Below are 15,411 nucleotides of genomic sequence, written 5' to 3'. Positions count from 1 at the left end.
TAACTCGCCGTCCGCGGCCAAAGTAACCAAAGCCGCTGCGCTCCATTCATACGGCCCCTGCGCTTCGCTCCGGGGTTCCCTCACTCCGGCCTTGCTCCCGGGAGGACCGCGCTGCAGGGCCCATCCTGGGCCCCAGCGCTTGACGGGCATCCATGCCCGTCACCTCCCTCCGCAAGTCCTGCGTTCGGCCTCCTGAAGTCGCGCAAGTTACGGGCGGCGCCTGAACTGGCGCAGCTGTCGCTAGTTTGAACTTAATTAATCTCTAGATCGCATCGCGGGGCAAGCCCGCTCCCACGCGATAGTCGTCGTTATATAGATCTCTGTATGAGCGGGCTTGCCCCGCGAAAGGGCCGGAACAGCCAATATATAACTAATTATCAAAAACTAACTTCGCATCTCCTGCTCCTGCTCCTGCTCCTGCTCCTGCTCCTGCTCCTGCTCTTGCTTCTAAGCGCGCGATAGTTCAGGCACCGCCAATTGCGACTTCAGGAGCAAGAACGGAGCGAGGGAACCCCGGAGCGAAGCCCAGGGGCCGGATGAACGGAGCGGAACGGTTTTGCCTACTTTTCCCACGAGAAAAGAAGGCCGCCGTAAAGGCGGAAAGGTGACTAAATGTCGCTATCTCCTACGAATGCGCATGCAAAAACCAAAAAAATCACCAAGTAGCCAGAGCCGGAGCCCTACCTCAAAGCCCTCTCCACAGCCCCCACCACCAAACTCTCCATCAACCCAACCCCCTCAACCTCACCCAGCCCCTTCCCCCGCAACATCCCAGGCAACTGATTCAACAGCGTAGCCAGCACATGCCCGCTAGCCGCCAGTGCCTGCGCCCCCAACCGCGCCTGCGGCGCGATCAACCGTAAAAGCCCGGTTTCATAGCGCTCCCGCAAGTCCGCCAGGCGCACCTGCTGCTCCCCGGTGAGGCAGCAGAAATCCCGCTCGGCCAGGCGAAACTGCAACGGCCGCTCCCCATGCAAATGCCAGTGCGCGGCAATCAGGCAGGCCAGCACCGGCCGCCCTTGGGCCCGCGCCCGACGGCCCAGGTCCAGGGTGGCCTGCAACTCCTCGTACAGTTCTTCGATCAGGTCGTACAAGAGGTCCTGCTTGCTGGGAAAATGGTGATAAAGCGAGCCCGCGGTCAAGCCCACGTGCGCCGCCAGCTCACGCATGCTGACCTGGCCGAAGCCTTTCTCGGCGAACAGGGCCATGGCCCGGTCACGCCGCTCCTCGAAATTGGCGCAGCGCAGCGCCGCGTTGACCGGGGGCATGGCGCGACTCCGTCAGTAGGTGAAGAAGCCACGACCGCTCTTGCGCCCCAGGTAGCCGGCGGCAACCATCTCCTTGAGCAGCGGGGCGGGGCGGTACTTGCTGTCGTTGAAGCCCTCGTGGAAGGCCTCCATGATCGCCAGCAAGGTGTCCAGGCCCACCAGGTCGGCCAGGGCCAGCGGACCGATCGGCTGGTTGCAGCCCAGGCGCATGCCGGTGTCGATGTCCTCGGCGCTGGCCAGGCCTTCCTGGAATACGAAGATCGCCTCGTTGATCATCGGCACCAGGATCCGGTTGACCACGAAGCCTGGGCGGTTGCCGGCGGTGATCGGCGTCTTGCCGAGCTTCTCGGTGACCAGCAGCGCCTGGGCGTAGGTCGCATCGCTGGTCTGCAGGCCGCGGATGATCTCGACCAGCGCCATCATCGGCACCGGGTTGAAGAAGTGCACGCCGATGAAACGCTGCGGCTGTTCGATACTGGCCGCCAGCTGGGTGACCGACAGCGACGAGGTGTTGGTGGCGATCAGGCACTCGGCGCCGACGTTGGCGGCCACCTGCTGCAGGATGCGCTGCTTGAGGGCGAGGTTCTCGGTGGCCGCTTCGATCACCAGCTGTGCGTCTGCCAGCTGGGCATAATCGGTGCTGGTGCGGATCCGGGCCTTGGCGGCGCTGGCCTTGTCGGCGTCGATGGTGCCCTTGCCGACCTGGCGCTCGAGGTTCTTGCCCAGGGTCGCCACGCCGCGCTCCAGCGCGGCGTCGGAGACGTCCACCAGCAGGACCTGGTAGCCGGCCAGGGCGCACACCTGGGCGATGCCGTTGCCCATGGTGCCGGCGCCGATCACGGCGATGTGTTCGATGTTCATGTTGCTGACTCCTTTCAGACGCGTTCGAAGACGACGGCGATGCCTTGGCCGCCGCCGATGCACATGGTGGCCAGGGCGTAGCGGCCCTGGACGCGATGCAGTTCATGGATGGCCTTGGTGGCGATGATCGCGCCGGTGGCGCCGACCGGGTGGCCGAGGGAGATGCCCGAGCCGTTGGGGTTGACCTTCTCCGGGTCGAACCCCAGGGCGCGGGCCACGGCGCAGGCCTGGGAGGCGAAGGCTTCGTTGGACTCGATCACGTCCAGGTCGGCGACCTTCAGGCCGGCTTTTTCCAGCACCTTCTGCGTGGCCGGGATCGGGCCCAGGCCCATCAGTGCCGGTTCCACACCGGCGTGGGCGTAGGCGACGATGCGCGCCAGCGGCTTGAGGCCCTGGCGGCGCACGGCGTCACCGGTGGCCAGGACCAGGCCGGCGGCGCCATCGTTGATACTGCTGGCGTTGCCGGCGGTGACGGTGCCGTCCTTCTTGAACACCGCCTTCATGGCCGCCAGCTGTTCGGCGCTGGCGTCGCCGCGCACGTTCTCGTCCACGGCGAATTGCACGGGGCCTTTGCGGGTCTTGATCTCGATCGGCACGATCTGGCCGTCGAAGCGGCCTTCGGCGATGGCCCGGGCGGCGCGGCGCTGGCTGGTCAGGGCGACCTCGTCCTGCATCTGGCGGCTGATGCCGTGGGCCGCCGCGACGTTCTCGGCGGTGATGCCCATGTGGAAGTGCTCGAACGGGTCCTGGAGGATGCCGACCATGTAGTCGATACCCTGCAGGTCACCCATGCGCGCGCCCCAGCGGGCCTGCGGCAGCAGGTAGGGGCCGCGGCTCATGGACTCGGCGCCGGCGGCCAGGGCGATGTCGCTGTCGCCCAGCAGCAGGCCTTGGGCGGCCGAGACGATGGCCTGCAGGCCCGAGCCGCACAGGCGGTTGACGCTGAAGGCCGGGGTTTCCTTGGGAATGCCGGCGTTCATCGCCGCGACCCGGCCCAGGTAGGCGTCGCGTGGTTCGGTGGGGATCACGTTGCCCATCACCACATGGCCGATCTGCTCGGCGGCGACGCCCGAGCGCTCGATGGCGGCGCGGGTCACCTGGGTGGCGAGGTCGGCCAGGGGCAGGTCCTTGAGCGAACCGCCGAAGCTGCCGATGGCCGAACGTACCGCGCTGACGACGAAGATTTCTGTGCTGCTCATGGGGGGCTCCGTTTGCGAAGGCGTGGCGGGGTGGGAGTGGCTCTGCGAGAATGGCGGCCGCACCCTCCCGGGGTGGATCGAGTCTAGGCAAAGGCACTCAGGCGGCCTATGCCGGATCTGTTCAGTCAACCTGGCATTTTTTGCCACTCAGCATAGACAGCGGACTTCTGCCATGCGCGATAGCGATACGGTCGCGGTGTACTTCCTCAATGCCATGCTTCACGCCTTGCGTGAGCGGCCACAGGCGCGCGATGCCCACCTGCGGGCGGTGGGCATCGACCCGCAGGTGCTGTCCCAGCCGCTGGCGCGGGTACCGGCCAAGGCGTTCGCCCAACTGTGGCTGGCGCTGATCGACGAACTGCACGATGAGTTCTTCCGCCTCGACAGCCATGGCATGCCCCTGGGCAGCTTCGCCCTGATCTGCCGCGGGCTGATCCAGGAGCCGACCCTGGGCAAGGCGCTGCGCCAGTGCCTGGGCAGTTTCGCCCTGTTTTTGCGCGACCTGAACGGCAGTGTCACGGTGCGCGGTGCGCGCACCGTGATCAGCGTGCAATCGAACATCGCCGACCCGCTGACCCGGGTCTATGCCGAGGAAACCTACCTGGTCCTGGTGATCGGCCTGCTGTGCTGGCTGGCCGGTCGGCGCATCGCCATCGACCGCACCGAGCTGGCCCTGGGGCGCCCGGCGCAGGAGGATGACGCGCTGCTCTGGGGGCCGGACCTGCGCCTGGGCAGCGGACGCACCGAGGTGGAGTTCGACAGCGCCTGGCTGCGCTTGCCGGTGGTGCAGGACCTGACGGCGCTGAAGGGTTTTCTGCGCAGCGCGCCGCAAGGGCTGGTGATCCGCTTTCGCAACCAGAACGGCCTGGTGGCCGAGGTCTATCGTCACCTGCGCGCCCGCCACTACGGGCAGTGGCCGACGCTCAACGCCATGGCTGAACGGCAGCGGCTCAGCGCCAGCAGCTTTCGCCGCCAGCTGGAGCGAGAAGGGCGCTCGTACCAGCAGATCAAGGACGAGGTACGCCGGGCGATGGCCTTCGAACTCTTGCGCGAAGGCCACCTGAGCATCGCCGAGATCGCCGAGCACACCGGGTTCCAGGAACCCAGCGCGTTTCACCGGGCGTTCAAGAAGTGGACCGGGCAGAGTCCGGGCAGCTATCGGGCCAAGCGCGCCTCTTCGGCATGATGGGGCGTGCTTGGTCCGCTATCGCTAAAGCGGTTCGGGCCTGAACAACGGCTTCTTCATCACGCCCTTGATCCAGACCAGCGCGATCAGCGATACCACCGCCAGCACGATCCCTGCCGTACCGAAGACCTTCAGGTTCATCTCCGGGCTGGGCGAGGCATGCCAGATCGCATACAGCATCCCGCCGATGCCGAACAGCTGCGGCAGCGGATAGAGCGGGGTGCGAAATGGCCTCGCCCGATGCGGGTAGCGCAACCGCAGGGCGATCACGTCAAGGTGCACGATGATGTACGCCAGCAGCCAGGCCAGGGCGGCGGCCAGCAGCAGCAGGTTGATCGCGGCGGCGTCCTGGCCCATCAGCAGGATCGGCAGGCCGGTGATCGCCGCCACGAACAGCACGGCCACCCAGGGCGTGCGCGCCCGCGGACTGAGCTGCTTGAACTGGGGAAACGCCTGGCCATTGCAGGCCATGCCATAGAGCATGCGCGGAATGGCCGCGAGCGAGGTGTTGAGGGTGCTGCAGGTGGCGGTCACCGCGGCGATCACCAGGAACACCTCGCCGGTCTTGCCGAACACCGTGGTGGCGAACAGGTAATGGGGCAGGGCATCGCTGCTCAGGGCTTCGCGGGGCACCAGGAACAATGCACCCAGGCCGTACAGGCCAATGGTGGCGAAGATCACGGTCAGGCCGATGATCATCGAACGCGGAATGTTGCGTTCGGGCTTGCGGGTTTCCTCCACCAGCGAGCAGACGAACTCGGCGCCGACGAAGCCCCACACGGCCATGGCGGTCAGGGCCAGCACCCCGGCGCCCATCGGGTTCCACTCGCCCTGCAGCAGCGTGGTGGTGACCCCTTCGGCATGACCTTCGCTGATCGCGGCGACGCCGAGGATCAGCAGCACGATCACCATGACCACGGCCATGGCGCTCTGCAGCTTGGCGAAGATGTCGATGCCCATCAGGTTCAGGCCGGTGAACAGCGCGAGCACGCCGAAGGCCACCGAGTATTGCGGGAACACCCCGGGGTAGACCTTGGCGACGATCAGGTCGAGCAACAGCAGTTCGGCCGACAGGGCGAACATGGCCACCACCACGTAGCCGGAGAAGGTCGCCAGGATCGCCGGAAAGTGCCCCAGCGCCACCTCGGTGTAACTCGACAGGCTGCCGGCACGGGGCACCAGCAGGGCCAGTTCGGAGAAGGAAAAGGCGTAGCTCAGGGCCAGCAGGTAGGCCAGCCCCAACGGCACGATGAAGCCCAGGCCGGCGGCACCGACCCCCTGCAGCATCATCACCATCACCCCTTGCGACACCACCAGGCCCACGGCCACCGCCAGCAGCGACCCCAGCCCCAGGACCCGGCGAAAACCGGCTTGATCGTGCTGCACGCTGGCAGGCACGGACGCACTTGCACTCATGACAGTTCCCCGCTCTTTGTTGTTGTAGTTGCGCCAGATACTGGGACAGGGTGCGGGGCGGGGAAATTAGTAAATATGTGGTTGCTAGGCAGGAAAAAGCTAGGCGCTCCTCCAGAGCCCGCCAGGCCTGTTTTCAGAACGTCGCCTTGACCTGCAAGCCGAATATCAGCGCATTGTCGATGTCCTTCCCGGAAAACGCTCCCGGCTCGACGATGTACTGCACATCCGGGCGCAGGTTCAGCCAAGCGGTGGCCTGGTAGCCATAGCTCAGCTCGACCAGTTGCTCGGCGCTGTCGAGGTTCGGGAAGGGTTGCCCGGCATCGACGGCCGCCTCTTCCAGCACATCGCGGCTACGTGGGTTCGGTACCGCGCGGCCATACCCCAGGGCAACGGTATCCCGTGGCCGGCTTGCGAACGGCTGGTACAGCACCACGCCAGCGCCGTACCACCGGGTGAATGGCGAGGCGGCCTTGCTCGAGGCCGAGTACTGGCCGAATGCATGCAGGCTGCGCCCGGGCGATGCCGGGTCGTTCCACACGGCCTGGTCGACCAGCAGATAATGTCCGCCACGACCGGCGACTTCCTCGCTGCTGCCGATGCGCTTCACGTTCGAGCTGTCGTAGTAGTAACCGAGCTTGTATTCGCCCGGCAGTTCACCGCGCAGCTTGTACACCAGTTCCACCGGGACCACGGTGCCGGTGGTGTGCTTGGGTCCCAGGTGCCAGGCGCGGCTGGCATTGCCGTTGCTCTCGGGGTCGACATTGAACGCCGCCAGCCGCAGTTGCCAGTCGGGCGCGAGGTCATATTTCACCCGTATGCCGAGGTGGGCGTTGGGGTAGTTGGTCCAGCCGCTGCCGCCGGACATGTTCAGCGGGTGGCCACAGAAGCCGGCGTTCATGAAGTTGCACAGGATGCCGCTGTCCAGCCCGCCGAGGTCGTTGCCCATGGCCATGTAGCCGAGCTTGAGGTTGAGCGCGGGCGACAGGTTGCGCTCGTAGCTCAGTTCGGTCAGGCGGGTGTAGAGACCGCCGTAGTTTTCCTGGATCGGCAGGCGGTTGCCTACCAGGTCGTCTGAAGCGCTGTTGCCACGGCGGTCGTTGATAGTCAGCTGGACCTTGCCGCCGTTGTCCAGGCCGTACAGCTTCGACAGGTCGAACTGCACGCCCAGCTTGAGGTTCTGCGAGTAGCGGGCCGAACGGTGCAGGCCACCATGGGCGTTGTAGGCGGTCTCGCCGCTGTAGTCGCCGGTGAAGGTGATGCCGTCTGCCGCGAGCTGGTGGCGCAGGCCGCCCCAGTCGCCGGTCAGGGTATTGTCGGCGGCGAATGCAGCAGTGCTGGCGAGGGCAAGAAGCAGGGTGGGCGTGAGGCGTGAAACGGATGACATTGCGGAGTCTCGGGTTGTCTGAAAGGGCCTCATCGCCGGCAAGCCGGCTCCCACACTGAGTGCATGGACCCTGTGGGAGCCGGCTTGCCGGCGATGCAGGCGACGCGATTACGGCAGGGCGTACGCCATCACGTAGTCGCCACGGTCGGTCGACTGGCGCGCGCCGCCGGCGGTGACCACCACATACTGCTTGCCGGTTTTCGGCGACACATAGGTCATCGGGCCGCCCTGGCTGCCGACCGGCAGGCGGGCCTTCCAGATCTCGTTGCCGTTGCCGCTGTCGTAGGCGCGCAGGTAGAAGTCCTGGGTGCCGGCGATGAACACCAGGCCGCCCTGGGTGGACAGGGTGCCGCCCAGGGTCGGCAGGCCGATCTTGATCGGCAGGTGCATGCGGATGCCCAGAGGGCCGGTGTCCTCGACGGTGCCGACCGGCACCTGCCAGGCGATCTGCCGGGTCTTCATGTCGATGGCGGTGAGGGTGCCGAACGGCGGCGCCTGGCACGGAATACCGGCCACCGACAGGAAGCGGTTCTTGTTCACCGCGTACGGCGTGCCCTTGAGCGGCACCGCGCCCATGCCGGTGTTCAGCGCCTCGCCGCCGCCTGCCGCCGCGCCCTGGTTCTGCGACGGGATCATCTGGATCCACAGGCCCAGGCGCATGTCGTTGACGAAGATGAAGCCATGCACCGGGTCGGTGGAAATGCTGCCCCAGTTCATGCCGCCCAGCGAGCCGGGGAAGCTCAGCGACAGGTCGGTGCCCGGCGCGGTGTACAGGCCGTCGTAGCGCATCTTCTTGAAGTCGATGCGGCACAACAGTTGGTCGTACGGGGTGGCGCCCCACATGTCCGATTCGGTCAGGGTCTGCGCGCCGATCTGCGGCATGCCCACCGACTTTGGCTGGGTTGGCGAGTACGGCTCGTTAGGGATGTTGCCCGGCTTGACCGGGACTTCGTCGACCTGGGTCAGCGGCTTGCCTGTGGCGCGGTCGAGCACGTAGATCTGCCCGGCCTTGGTGCCGATCACCACGGCGGGCACGGTGCTGCCGTCATCTTTGGTGAAGTCGATCAGGCTCGGCTGCATTGGCAGGTCGAAGTCCCAGAGATCGTTATGCACGGTCTGGTACACCCACTTTTGGTTGCCCGTGGTGGCGTCCAGGGCCAGCACCGAGGCGCCGTAGGTGTGGTCAAGCTTGTTGCGCTCGACACCGTAGATATCGGTGGACGAGGAACCCATCGGCAGGAACAGGGTGTTCATCGCCGGGTCGTACGACATCGGCGCCCAGCTGTTGGGGGTGCTGCGCACGTAGGTCCGGTCGCCTTGCGGGGCTTCGCGGTCCTGCGGGTTGCCCGGGTCGAAGGCCCAGCGCTGGGCACCGGTGATCACATCGAAGCCACGGATCACGCCGCCGGGCATGTCGGTCTGTACGTTGTCGGCGACGCGGCCGCCGACCACCACGGTGGTGCCGGCCATCAGCGGTGCCGAGGACAGCTGGTAGTACGAGTCCGGTACGTTGCCCAGGCCGGCCTTGAGGTCGACCTGGCCGTTGTCGCCGAAGCCTTCGCAGAATGCGCCGGTGTCGGCATCGACCGCGATCAGGCGGGCATCGATGGTGTTGGTCAGCAGGCGGCGCTGGCAGTTGGCGCCGGCCGGCACGCTGCTCACGCTGACCGGCGTGCTGTCAGGCTGGGTCGGCTGGGCGATCGGCGCGCTGGCGTCGAAGTAGGCCAGGCCGCGGCAGCGCTGCCAGACCTTGGACTGGGCGTTGATGGCGTTCTTCCACAGTTCCTTGCCGGTGTCGGCGTCGAGGGCGATCAGGTTGTTGTGCGGGGTGCAGATGAACACCTTGTCGCCTACCTGCAGTGGGGTGAGCTGGTCTTCGGCGCCGTTGCCGTCGCTGAGGGCGACGTCACCGGTGTGGTAGGTCCAGGCCACCTTGAGCTGGTCGACGTTGCCTCGGTTGATCTGGTCCAGCGCGGCGAAGCGGCTGCCGCCCTCGGTGTTGCCGTAGTGGGCCCAGTCCTTCTGCTGCTGGCCGGGTTCCACCGGCGTCTGGCCTGGGCCCTTGCCGGTGGGGGCGACGCTGGGATGGGCGACGAACATGTTGCCGGCGGCGATCACCAGCGCCACGCCCAGCAGGCCGGCGACGCCATAGGCGCCACGCGCCGGGCGTCGGACCAGTTGCGGATACACCAGCGCCACCACCAGGCCGATGGTGGCAAACATGAACAGCCGCGAGAACAACGGCCAGAACGCCAGCCCGGTGTCGGCCACGGCCCAGATCGCGGTGCCGGCGAGGAACAGCGCGTACAGCCAGGCGCCAGCGGGCTTGCGACGGGCGATGAGGATCCCGGCAATGGCCATGGCCAGGCCGCCGACCAGGAAGTACCAGGAACCGCCCAGGCCGGCCAGCTTGACGCCGCCGGCGGCCAGGAGCAGGCCGAGCAGGGCGATGACGGCGCCCAGGCCGATCAGGATGAAGGTTGAGGCGCCGGAGGCGCGGGGTGAGTCTTTCATGCCAGGGATCTCGCAGGTGGAATGCGAGAAGTTTAAGCCCTTAGCAAGCTAATTAACAAGTTAGTACATTTTGATTTGTGGCCGATTGTCGCAATTAGAGCAGGCGATTAACCGTCCACGTGGGAGCGGGCTTGCCCCGCGATGAGGCCAGTCGCTACAACCAGGTTGGCTGGGGGACGCCATCGCGGGCCAAGCCCGCTCCCACGCAGCGCGCGCCAAAACCAGAATGAACTCAGGCCTGCAACCCTTCCATCAAACAGCGCAGCGCCCCCTTCACCCGCTCCGCCGCCGTTTGCGGATCGTCCTGGGCAATCACCCACATGCCGCTGTCGCCCATCGCGCCATTGATCAGGTGGGCCATGGCCACGGCGTCGAAGGCGCGCAGCCTGCCGGCCTGCTGCAACTCCACCAGCCCTTGGGCCATGGGCCCGATGTAGCTGGCTTCCTCCAGTTCGCGCAGCCGAGGGCCGAGCACCCCGGGGGCGTCTTGCAGCAGGATGCGGCGCAGGGCCGGCTCGTGCAGCAGGTCGTAGTAGTACAGGCAGGTGTCGATATAGCCCTCCCACGGGTCGTCATGCGTGGCGTAGCGGGCATCGATCGCCTGGTTGATCTCCTCGAGCAGGTGCTGCACCACAGCGGTGAACAGCCCAGCCTTGCCGCCAAAATGGTGGTGCAGGGCCCCGCGGGTGAGGTCGGCCTCGGCGCACAGTTCATCCATCACCACGGCGGCAAAGCCCTTTTCGGCGAACTGGTGGCGGGCGACGGCGATCAGCCGTTCGGTGGTGTCCGCGCTCATGGCGGCGCGGCTGCGGCGAGGGGTGGGCATGGAGGGCTCCGGGTAAAAAACGATGGCTGCAAATTAGCATACGTTGCGTATGTCAATAAATGGCATTAGCATACGCGGCGTATGTCAATTGGAGGTGGCTACCGTGACTGCCCTCGCTTTACCCAAGAATGTTGCCTGGCTGGGCGAGCTGCCTGGCCTGTTGCGCCTGGCGCTGCCGCTGGTGCTGGGCCTGTCGGCGGCCGAACTGATCAGCCTGACCGATACCGTGCTGCTGGCCTCGCTGGGCACCGTGGTACTGGCCTGTGTCGCGCTGACCAGCAGCGCCGGGCTGATCTTCCATGCCGGGCTGTACGGCATGCTCGCCACCCTCAGCGTGCGCGTCGGCCATGCCCATGGCGCCGACGACCCCGGCGCCGTGGCACGCACGCTGCGTGCCGGGCTGGGTTATGGCCTGCTGGTGGGTATCCTCGGCTGCCTGGCGATGCTGGCCTGCCTGCCCTTGGTGCAATGGTTGGGCGTACCGCTGCCCGACGTGGCGCTGCTGACGCCGTACTGGCAGGCCATGGCGGTATTCCTGATCCCGTACTGCCTGGCGGTGGTGTTCAAGGACGTGCTGGAAGCCATCGGCCGGCCCTGGGTGGGCGTGCTGCTGGTGATGAGCGCGGTGTTGTTCAACATTCCGCTGAGCTATGGGCTGATCCACGGCCATTTCGGCTTGCCGGCGCTGGGCCTGCTGGGAGCGGGTATCGCCAGTGTGATCGCCGAATCGCTGGCGGTGCTGCTGGCCCTGGCTTACTGGCGCCTGGCGCCCTCGCTGGCGAGTTACCGTCAGGCTGCCCAAGGGGCACGATTGACCTGGCGCACGCTGTTGAGCGAGGGCTGGCCGCTGGGCCTGGGGTATCTTGCCGAGGCCGGCGCGGTGGTGATCGCTGCCTGGATGCTCGGCTGGCTGGGCAATGCAGCCCTGGCGGCCAACCAGGTGGTGCAGTCGATCGGCGCGCTGCTGTACATGCTGCCGCTGGGCATGGCGGCGGCGGTCAGCATCCGCATCAGCCAGGCCCAGGGCCGCGGCGAGACGGCACGCATCCGCGCCATCGGCAGCGCCACCTTTGCCAGCGTCACTGCCTGGATGCTGGTGGCCACCGTGCTGCTGGCGCTGTTCGGGCGCTCCATCGCCGAGGCCATGAGCGACGACCCGCAGGTAATCGCCATCGCCGTGCCGATGTTCGTGGTGGTCGCGGCCATGCAGGTGGCCGATGGTCTGCAGTCCACCGCGCTGGGCGCCTTGCGCGGCCTGCAGGACTATCGCTGGCCGGTGGGCGTGACCCTGGTCAGCTACTGGCTGCTGGCGCTGCCACTGAGCTACTGGCTGGCCTTGCACTCCTCGCTGGGCGCGGTGGGCGTCTGGGTCGGCTTCGCCTGCGGCCTGACCGTGGCGGCGGTGCTGCTGCCGTGGCGGTTCTATCGCCTGCAGGCAACGCCCGCCACGGCGGTACTGGCTCAGCCCTGATAGAACACCGCCAGCCATACCGTCGCCACGCCGGGCTCGGTCCATTCCACCCGGTGGCGGCAACCGGGCGGGATGTCCAGATGGTCGCCGGGGCGCAGCACGCGGGTATGTGGCTCGTGCTCCAGGCGCAGCCCGGCGCTGCCGCTGAGCACGACCACCCATTCGCCCTCGGCCTGGTCGTACCAGAACCCCGGCGGGCTGGACTGGCCGCTGGAGACGATACGCTCGATGCGCAGGCCCGGGCGCCGGAGCAGGTCGGTGAACTGCTCGTCGGCGTCGGGCGCGAGCGGCGGCAGGGCGCTGAACAGGTTGTCGGGCATGGGCGTCTCGTGTGGTTGATTCCAGTCGGTGATTGTAGGAAGGTTTTGGCCTTTGCCCCCTGGAAGATTGACGATGGACAAGCTGCTGGCTCTGAAGGTGTTCATGGCCACCGCCGAGGCCGGCGGCTTTTCCGCCGCCGCGCGCAGGCTCGGGGTGGCGACCTCCTCGGTGACCCGCCAGGTCGACGCCCTGGAACTCGAGCTGGGGGCCAGCCTGCTCAACCGCTCGACCCGCCAGGTCAGCCTGACCGAAGCCGGCGCCAGCTACTACCAGCGGGCCCGCGAGATTCTCGAGGCCCTGGCCGAGGCCGACGCCAGTGTCGCCGACCGCGGCGAAGAGCCGGTCGGCGTGTTGCGCCTGTGCCTGCCGGTGGAGTTCGGTCGCCGGGTCATCGCTCCGCACCTGGGCGCGTTCCTCGCCCGTTACCCGGCACTGGAGCTGGACATCGACCTGAGCGACCGCTTTGACGACCTGCTCGATGGCCGCTACGACCTGAGCATCCGCCTTGGCGAGCCGGCGCCCAGTGATGAACTGGTGTGTCGCCCGCTGGGGCGCTTCGAGCGCTGGTTGGTGGCCAGCCCGGCATACCTGCGCCAGCAGCCGGTGCTCAGCGAGCCGCAGCAACTGGCCGCGTGCGCCTGCCTGCGTTTTCGCTACGGCCAATCGGCGCGGCCGTGGCGGCTAAGCCTGGGCGAGCAGCGCCTGGAACTGGACGTCAGCGGCCCGTTGCGCAGCGCCAACGCCGACCTCTTGCGTGAGGCGGCCATTGCCGGCAGCGGCGTGGCGCTGCTGGCCGACTGGCTGGTGCGCGAGGATGTCGAGGCCGGGCGCCTGCAGCGGCTGTTCGCCGACTGGACGGTGAGCCCGGGGGCGGCCAGCGCCAGCATCAACGCCCTGTACCTGCCCAACCACCGTGGCTCGCGCCGGGTGATGGCGTTCGTCGCCTTCTGCGAGGGGCTTCTGGCCGGCTGAGGCGTTGCGCGCCGCGCAAAGGCCCGTTGCGCGGGCGATGGATTCTCGCCGGGGCGGATGTCCGTCACCCTTCGCGCACATCCTTTCGCAAGCCGAGGTACCCTCGAATGAATCCCTCCCTCGCCGTCGCCCAGGCAACGGCCCCGGGCCTGAGCCGGACCCTGGTGACGCTGCTGGCGTTCTGCTGCGGCGCCATCGTCGCCAACATCTACTACGCCCAGCCCATCGTCGGCCTGATCGCGCCGGACCTGGGGCTGTCCACCGAGCGGGCCAGCCTGATCGTGTCCCTGACCCAGATCGGCTATGCCCTGGGCTTGTTGTTCCTGGTGCCGCTGGCCGACCTGCTGGAGAACCGCCGGCTGATGATCGCCACGGCGGTGCTGGCCACCGGCAGCCTGTTGCTGGCCGGCACCAGTGGTCACGGGCAGGGCGAGGTGTTCCTGCTGTACGCGCTGCTGATCGGCTTCAGCTCGGTGGCGGTGCAGATGCTGATACCACTGGCGGCGCACCTGGCGCCGGAGCGCGAGCGTGGCCGGGTGGTCGGCAACATCATGGGTGGGTTGCTGCTGGGCATCCTGCTGGCGCGGCCGCTGGCGAGCCTGGTGGCCGATCACTTCGGCTGGCGCGCGGTGTTTGTCGGCGCCGCCGGGGTGATGGTGGCGATCATCCTGCTGCTGGCGTTGACCTTGCCGCGCCGGCTGCCGGAGCACAAGGCCAGTTATGCTGGGCTGATGGCTTCGTTGCTGGTGCTGTTGCGCCGCCATCCGGTGTTGCGCCAGCGGGCGCTGTACCAGGCGCTGATGTTCGCCGCCTTCAGCCTGTACTGGACGGCGGTGCCGCTGGCGCTGGCTGGCGAGCACGGCCTGTCGCAGAGCCAGATCGCGCTGTTCGCCCTGGTGGGCGCGGTGGGCGCGGTGGCGGCGCCGCTGGCCGGGCGCCTGGCCGATGCCGGGCATGCGCGACGCGCTTCGCTGCTGGCGATGGCCCTGGCGCCACTGGCGTTACTGCTTGGCTTGAGCGCACCGGGCGCAAGCGTGATCGGCCTGGGGTTGACCGGGGTGCTGCTGGATTTCGCCGTGCAGATGAACATGGTCATCGGCCAGCGTGAGGTGTACGCGCTGGATCCGGCCAGCCGTGGCCGGCTCAATGCCCTCTACATGACCAGCATCTTCCTCGGTGGGGCGCTGGGCTCGGCGCTGGCCAGCGGGGTGTACGCGCAGTACGGCTGGAGCGGCGTGGCGTTGCTGGGGGCGGGATTGCCGGCGGTTGCGCTGGGGGTGTTCCTGGTTGTTTCCCGGCGATGATCCCCGGGGCTTCTATCGTCCCAGCGGCAGGGCCACGCCGATCAGTGCGAACAGGCTCCCGCAACAGCGATTGAACCACCGGCCACCCTTGGCCAGCCACGGGCGGATGCGAAACGCCAGACGTGCCAGCAGGTACTCCACCAGGCATTCGACACTGGCGAAGGTCGCCGCCATCACCACGAACTGCACCAGCAGGCCACGCTGCGGGTCGATGAACTGGGGCAGGAACGCGCCATAGAACAGCAGCACCTTGGGGTTGGCCACAGCCGAAAGGCAGCCCTGGCGGAACAACCCGGCATTGCTCAGCGCCACACCGCCGCGCGGTTGTTCCAGGTGCAGCGCCGGTATGCGCCACAGCTGGATCCCAAGCCAGACCAGGTAGGCCCCGCCGATCCACTTGAGCACCGTCAGCACCGAGGCCGAGGCCTGCAGCAGGGCGCTCAGGCCGAACATGGTCAGGGCGATCAGGAGACTGAAGCCCAGCACGCCGCCAAGGATGGTGAACAGCGTGCGGCGGGCGCCGTACAGCGCGCCATGGGTCAGGGCCAGCAGGCTGTTCGGACCTGGGGTCAGCGACAGTCCGATGCTGGCGAGCAGGTAGATGAGCCAGGTGTCGAGTGCCATGGGGGAGCCTTGTGGAAGTGCAGGGCGCCAGTGTAGGGCAGGGCAGTGGAAATACAGGGTAGTAT

General features: G+C 67.3%; 13 protein-coding genes. 4 read left to right on the top strand and 9 right to left on the bottom strand.

Annotation, left to right across the window (positions count from 1 at the left end; translation table 11 throughout):
* Positions 1-680 precede the first annotated feature (680 nt).
* The 3 genes from K5H97_RS16250 to K5H97_RS16240 are packed head-to-tail and all read right to left on the bottom strand — an operon-like array spanning position 681 to position 3,328.
* A complete protein-coding gene (locus K5H97_RS16250; RefSeq protein WP_028690699.1) occupies positions 681-1,268 on the bottom strand; it encodes a TetR/AcrR family transcriptional regulator in 588 nt (195 codons plus the stop codon).
* A gap of 12 nt (positions 1,269-1,280) precedes the next feature.
* Positions 1,281-2,129, bottom strand: a complete 849-nt coding sequence (locus K5H97_RS16245) for a 3-hydroxybutyryl-CoA dehydrogenase (protein ID WP_028690700.1) — start codon at positions 2,127-2,129, stop codon at positions 1,281-1,283.
* A 14-nt stretch (positions 2,130-2,143) separates the two neighbouring features.
* Positions 2,144-3,328 carry an acetyl-CoA C-acyltransferase family protein gene (locus K5H97_RS16240; protein WP_028690701.1) on the bottom strand — a complete coding sequence of 395 codons (1,185 nt, stop codon included), beginning with the start codon at positions 3,326-3,328 and terminating at the stop codon, positions 2,144-2,146.
* Positions 3,329-3,500: 172 nt separating this feature from the next.
* Here K5H97_RS16240 and K5H97_RS16235 point away from each other — a divergent pair, with 172 nt between their 5' ends.
* Positions 3,501-4,514 (top strand): AraC family transcriptional regulator, encoded by a 1,014-nt coding sequence (locus tag K5H97_RS16235; protein ID WP_028690702.1) that lies wholly within the window; start codon positions 3,501-3,503, stop codon positions 4,512-4,514.
* Positions 4,515-4,538: 24 nt separating this feature from the next.
* Here K5H97_RS16235 and K5H97_RS16230 read toward each other — a convergent pair whose 3' ends face one another.
* From K5H97_RS16230 to K5H97_RS16215, 4 genes are all read right to left on the bottom strand, one after another.
* The gene (locus tag K5H97_RS16230; protein WP_036986111.1) at positions 4,539-5,930 is read right to left on the bottom strand and encodes an APC family permease; all 1,392 of its coding nucleotides are present in this window, start codon (positions 5,928-5,930) and stop codon (positions 4,539-4,541) included.
* A 133-nt stretch (positions 5,931-6,063) separates the two neighbouring features.
* Complete coding sequence (locus K5H97_RS16225; RefSeq protein WP_028690704.1) at positions 6,064-7,314, bottom strand: carbohydrate porin; 1,251 nt, start codon at positions 7,312-7,314, stop codon at positions 6,064-6,066.
* Between the two features lie 108 nt (positions 7,315-7,422).
* Complete coding sequence (locus tag K5H97_RS16220; protein ID WP_028690705.1) at positions 7,423-9,828, bottom strand: glucose/quinate/shikimate family membrane-bound PQQ-dependent dehydrogenase; 2,406 nt, start codon at positions 9,826-9,828, stop codon at positions 7,423-7,425.
* Between the two features lie 232 nt (positions 9,829-10,060).
* Positions 10,061-10,654, bottom strand: coding sequence for a TetR/AcrR family transcriptional regulator (locus K5H97_RS16215; protein ID WP_036986112.1), 594 nt, complete (start codon positions 10,652-10,654; stop codon positions 10,061-10,063).
* 103 nt (positions 10,655-10,757) lie between these two features.
* Here K5H97_RS16215 and K5H97_RS16210 point away from each other — a divergent pair, with 103 nt between their 5' ends.
* Positions 10,758-12,125 (top strand): MATE family efflux transporter, encoded by a 1,368-nt coding sequence (locus K5H97_RS16210; RefSeq protein WP_051555676.1) that lies wholly within the window; start codon positions 10,758-10,760, stop codon positions 12,123-12,125.
* Here the strand turns inward: K5H97_RS16210 and K5H97_RS16205 are convergent.
* On the bottom strand, positions 12,116-12,445 hold the full coding sequence (locus K5H97_RS16205) for a cupin domain-containing protein (RefSeq protein ID WP_028690708.1): 330 nt from the start codon (positions 12,443-12,445) through the stop codon (positions 12,116-12,118). The genes K5H97_RS16210 and K5H97_RS16205 overlap by 10 nt on opposite strands.
* Positions 12,446-12,518: 73 nt before the next feature.
* Between K5H97_RS16205 and K5H97_RS16200 the strand changes: the two genes are divergently transcribed.
* Entirely contained in the window at positions 12,519-13,418 is a 900-nt protein-coding gene (locus K5H97_RS16200; protein ID WP_028690709.1) for a LysR family transcriptional regulator, read from the top strand.
* Positions 13,419-13,525: 107 nt separating this feature from the next.
* Positions 13,526-14,722 (top strand): MFS transporter, encoded by a 1,197-nt coding sequence (locus K5H97_RS16195; RefSeq protein WP_028690710.1) that lies wholly within the window; start codon positions 13,526-13,528, stop codon positions 14,720-14,722.
* 12 nt (positions 14,723-14,734) lie between these two features.
* Here K5H97_RS16195 and K5H97_RS16190 read toward each other — a convergent pair whose 3' ends face one another.
* Positions 14,735-15,346 carry a LysE family translocator gene (locus tag K5H97_RS16190; protein ID WP_028690711.1) on the bottom strand — a complete coding sequence of 204 codons (612 nt, stop codon included), beginning with the start codon at positions 15,344-15,346 and terminating at the stop codon, positions 14,735-14,737.
* Between the last annotated feature and the right edge of the window lie 65 nt (positions 15,347-15,411).

It is taken from the genome of Pseudomonas mosselii (genome assembly GCF_019823065.1).
Taxonomy (GTDB): Bacteria; Pseudomonadota; Gammaproteobacteria; order Pseudomonadales; family Pseudomonadaceae; genus Aquipseudomonas; species Aquipseudomonas mosselii.
The sequence above is the reverse complement of the archived record's forward strand: the minus strand, read 5'-3'. Positions and strand labels throughout refer to the sequence as shown.

Bases quoted from the DNA above. Each gene is read 5' to 3' on its own strand.
- K5H97_RS16240 (WP_028690701.1), bottom strand. From the start codon at position 3,328: ATGAGCAGCACAGAAATCTTCGTCGTCAGCGCGGTACGTTCGGCCATC.
- K5H97_RS16205 (WP_028690708.1), bottom strand. From the start codon at position 12,445: ATGCCCGACAACCTGTTCAGCGCCCTGCCGCCGCTCGCGCCCGACGCC.
- K5H97_RS16230 (WP_036986111.1), bottom strand. From the start codon at position 5,930: ATGAGTGCAAGTGCGTCCGTGCCTGCCAGCGTGCAGCACGATCAAGCC.
- K5H97_RS16235 (WP_028690702.1), top strand. From the start codon at position 3,501: ATGCGCGATAGCGATACGGTCGCGGTGTACTTCCTCAATGCCATGCTT.
- K5H97_RS16225 (WP_028690704.1), bottom strand. From the start codon at position 7,314: ATGTCATCCGTTTCACGCCTCACGCCCACCCTGCTTCTTGCCCTCGCC.
- K5H97_RS16215 (WP_036986112.1), bottom strand. From the start codon at position 10,654: ATGCCCACCCCTCGCCGCAGCCGCGCCGCCATGAGCGCGGACACCACC.
- K5H97_RS16190 (WP_028690711.1), bottom strand. From the start codon at position 15,346: ATGGCACTCGACACCTGGCTCATCTACCTGCTCGCCAGCATCGGACTG.
- K5H97_RS16220 (WP_028690705.1), bottom strand. From the start codon at position 9,828: ATGAAAGACTCACCCCGCGCCTCCGGCGCCTCAACCTTCATCCTGATC.
- K5H97_RS16250 (WP_028690699.1), bottom strand. From the start codon at position 1,268: ATGCCCCCGGTCAACGCGGCGCTGCGCTGCGCCAATTTCGAGGAGCGG.
- K5H97_RS16245 (WP_028690700.1), bottom strand. From the start codon at position 2,129: ATGAACATCGAACACATCGCCGTGATCGGCGCCGGCACCATGGGCAAC.
- K5H97_RS16200 (WP_028690709.1), top strand. From the start codon at position 12,519: ATGGACAAGCTGCTGGCTCTGAAGGTGTTCATGGCCACCGCCGAGGCC.
- K5H97_RS16195 (WP_028690710.1), top strand. From the start codon at position 13,526: ATGAATCCCTCCCTCGCCGTCGCCCAGGCAACGGCCCCGGGCCTGAGC.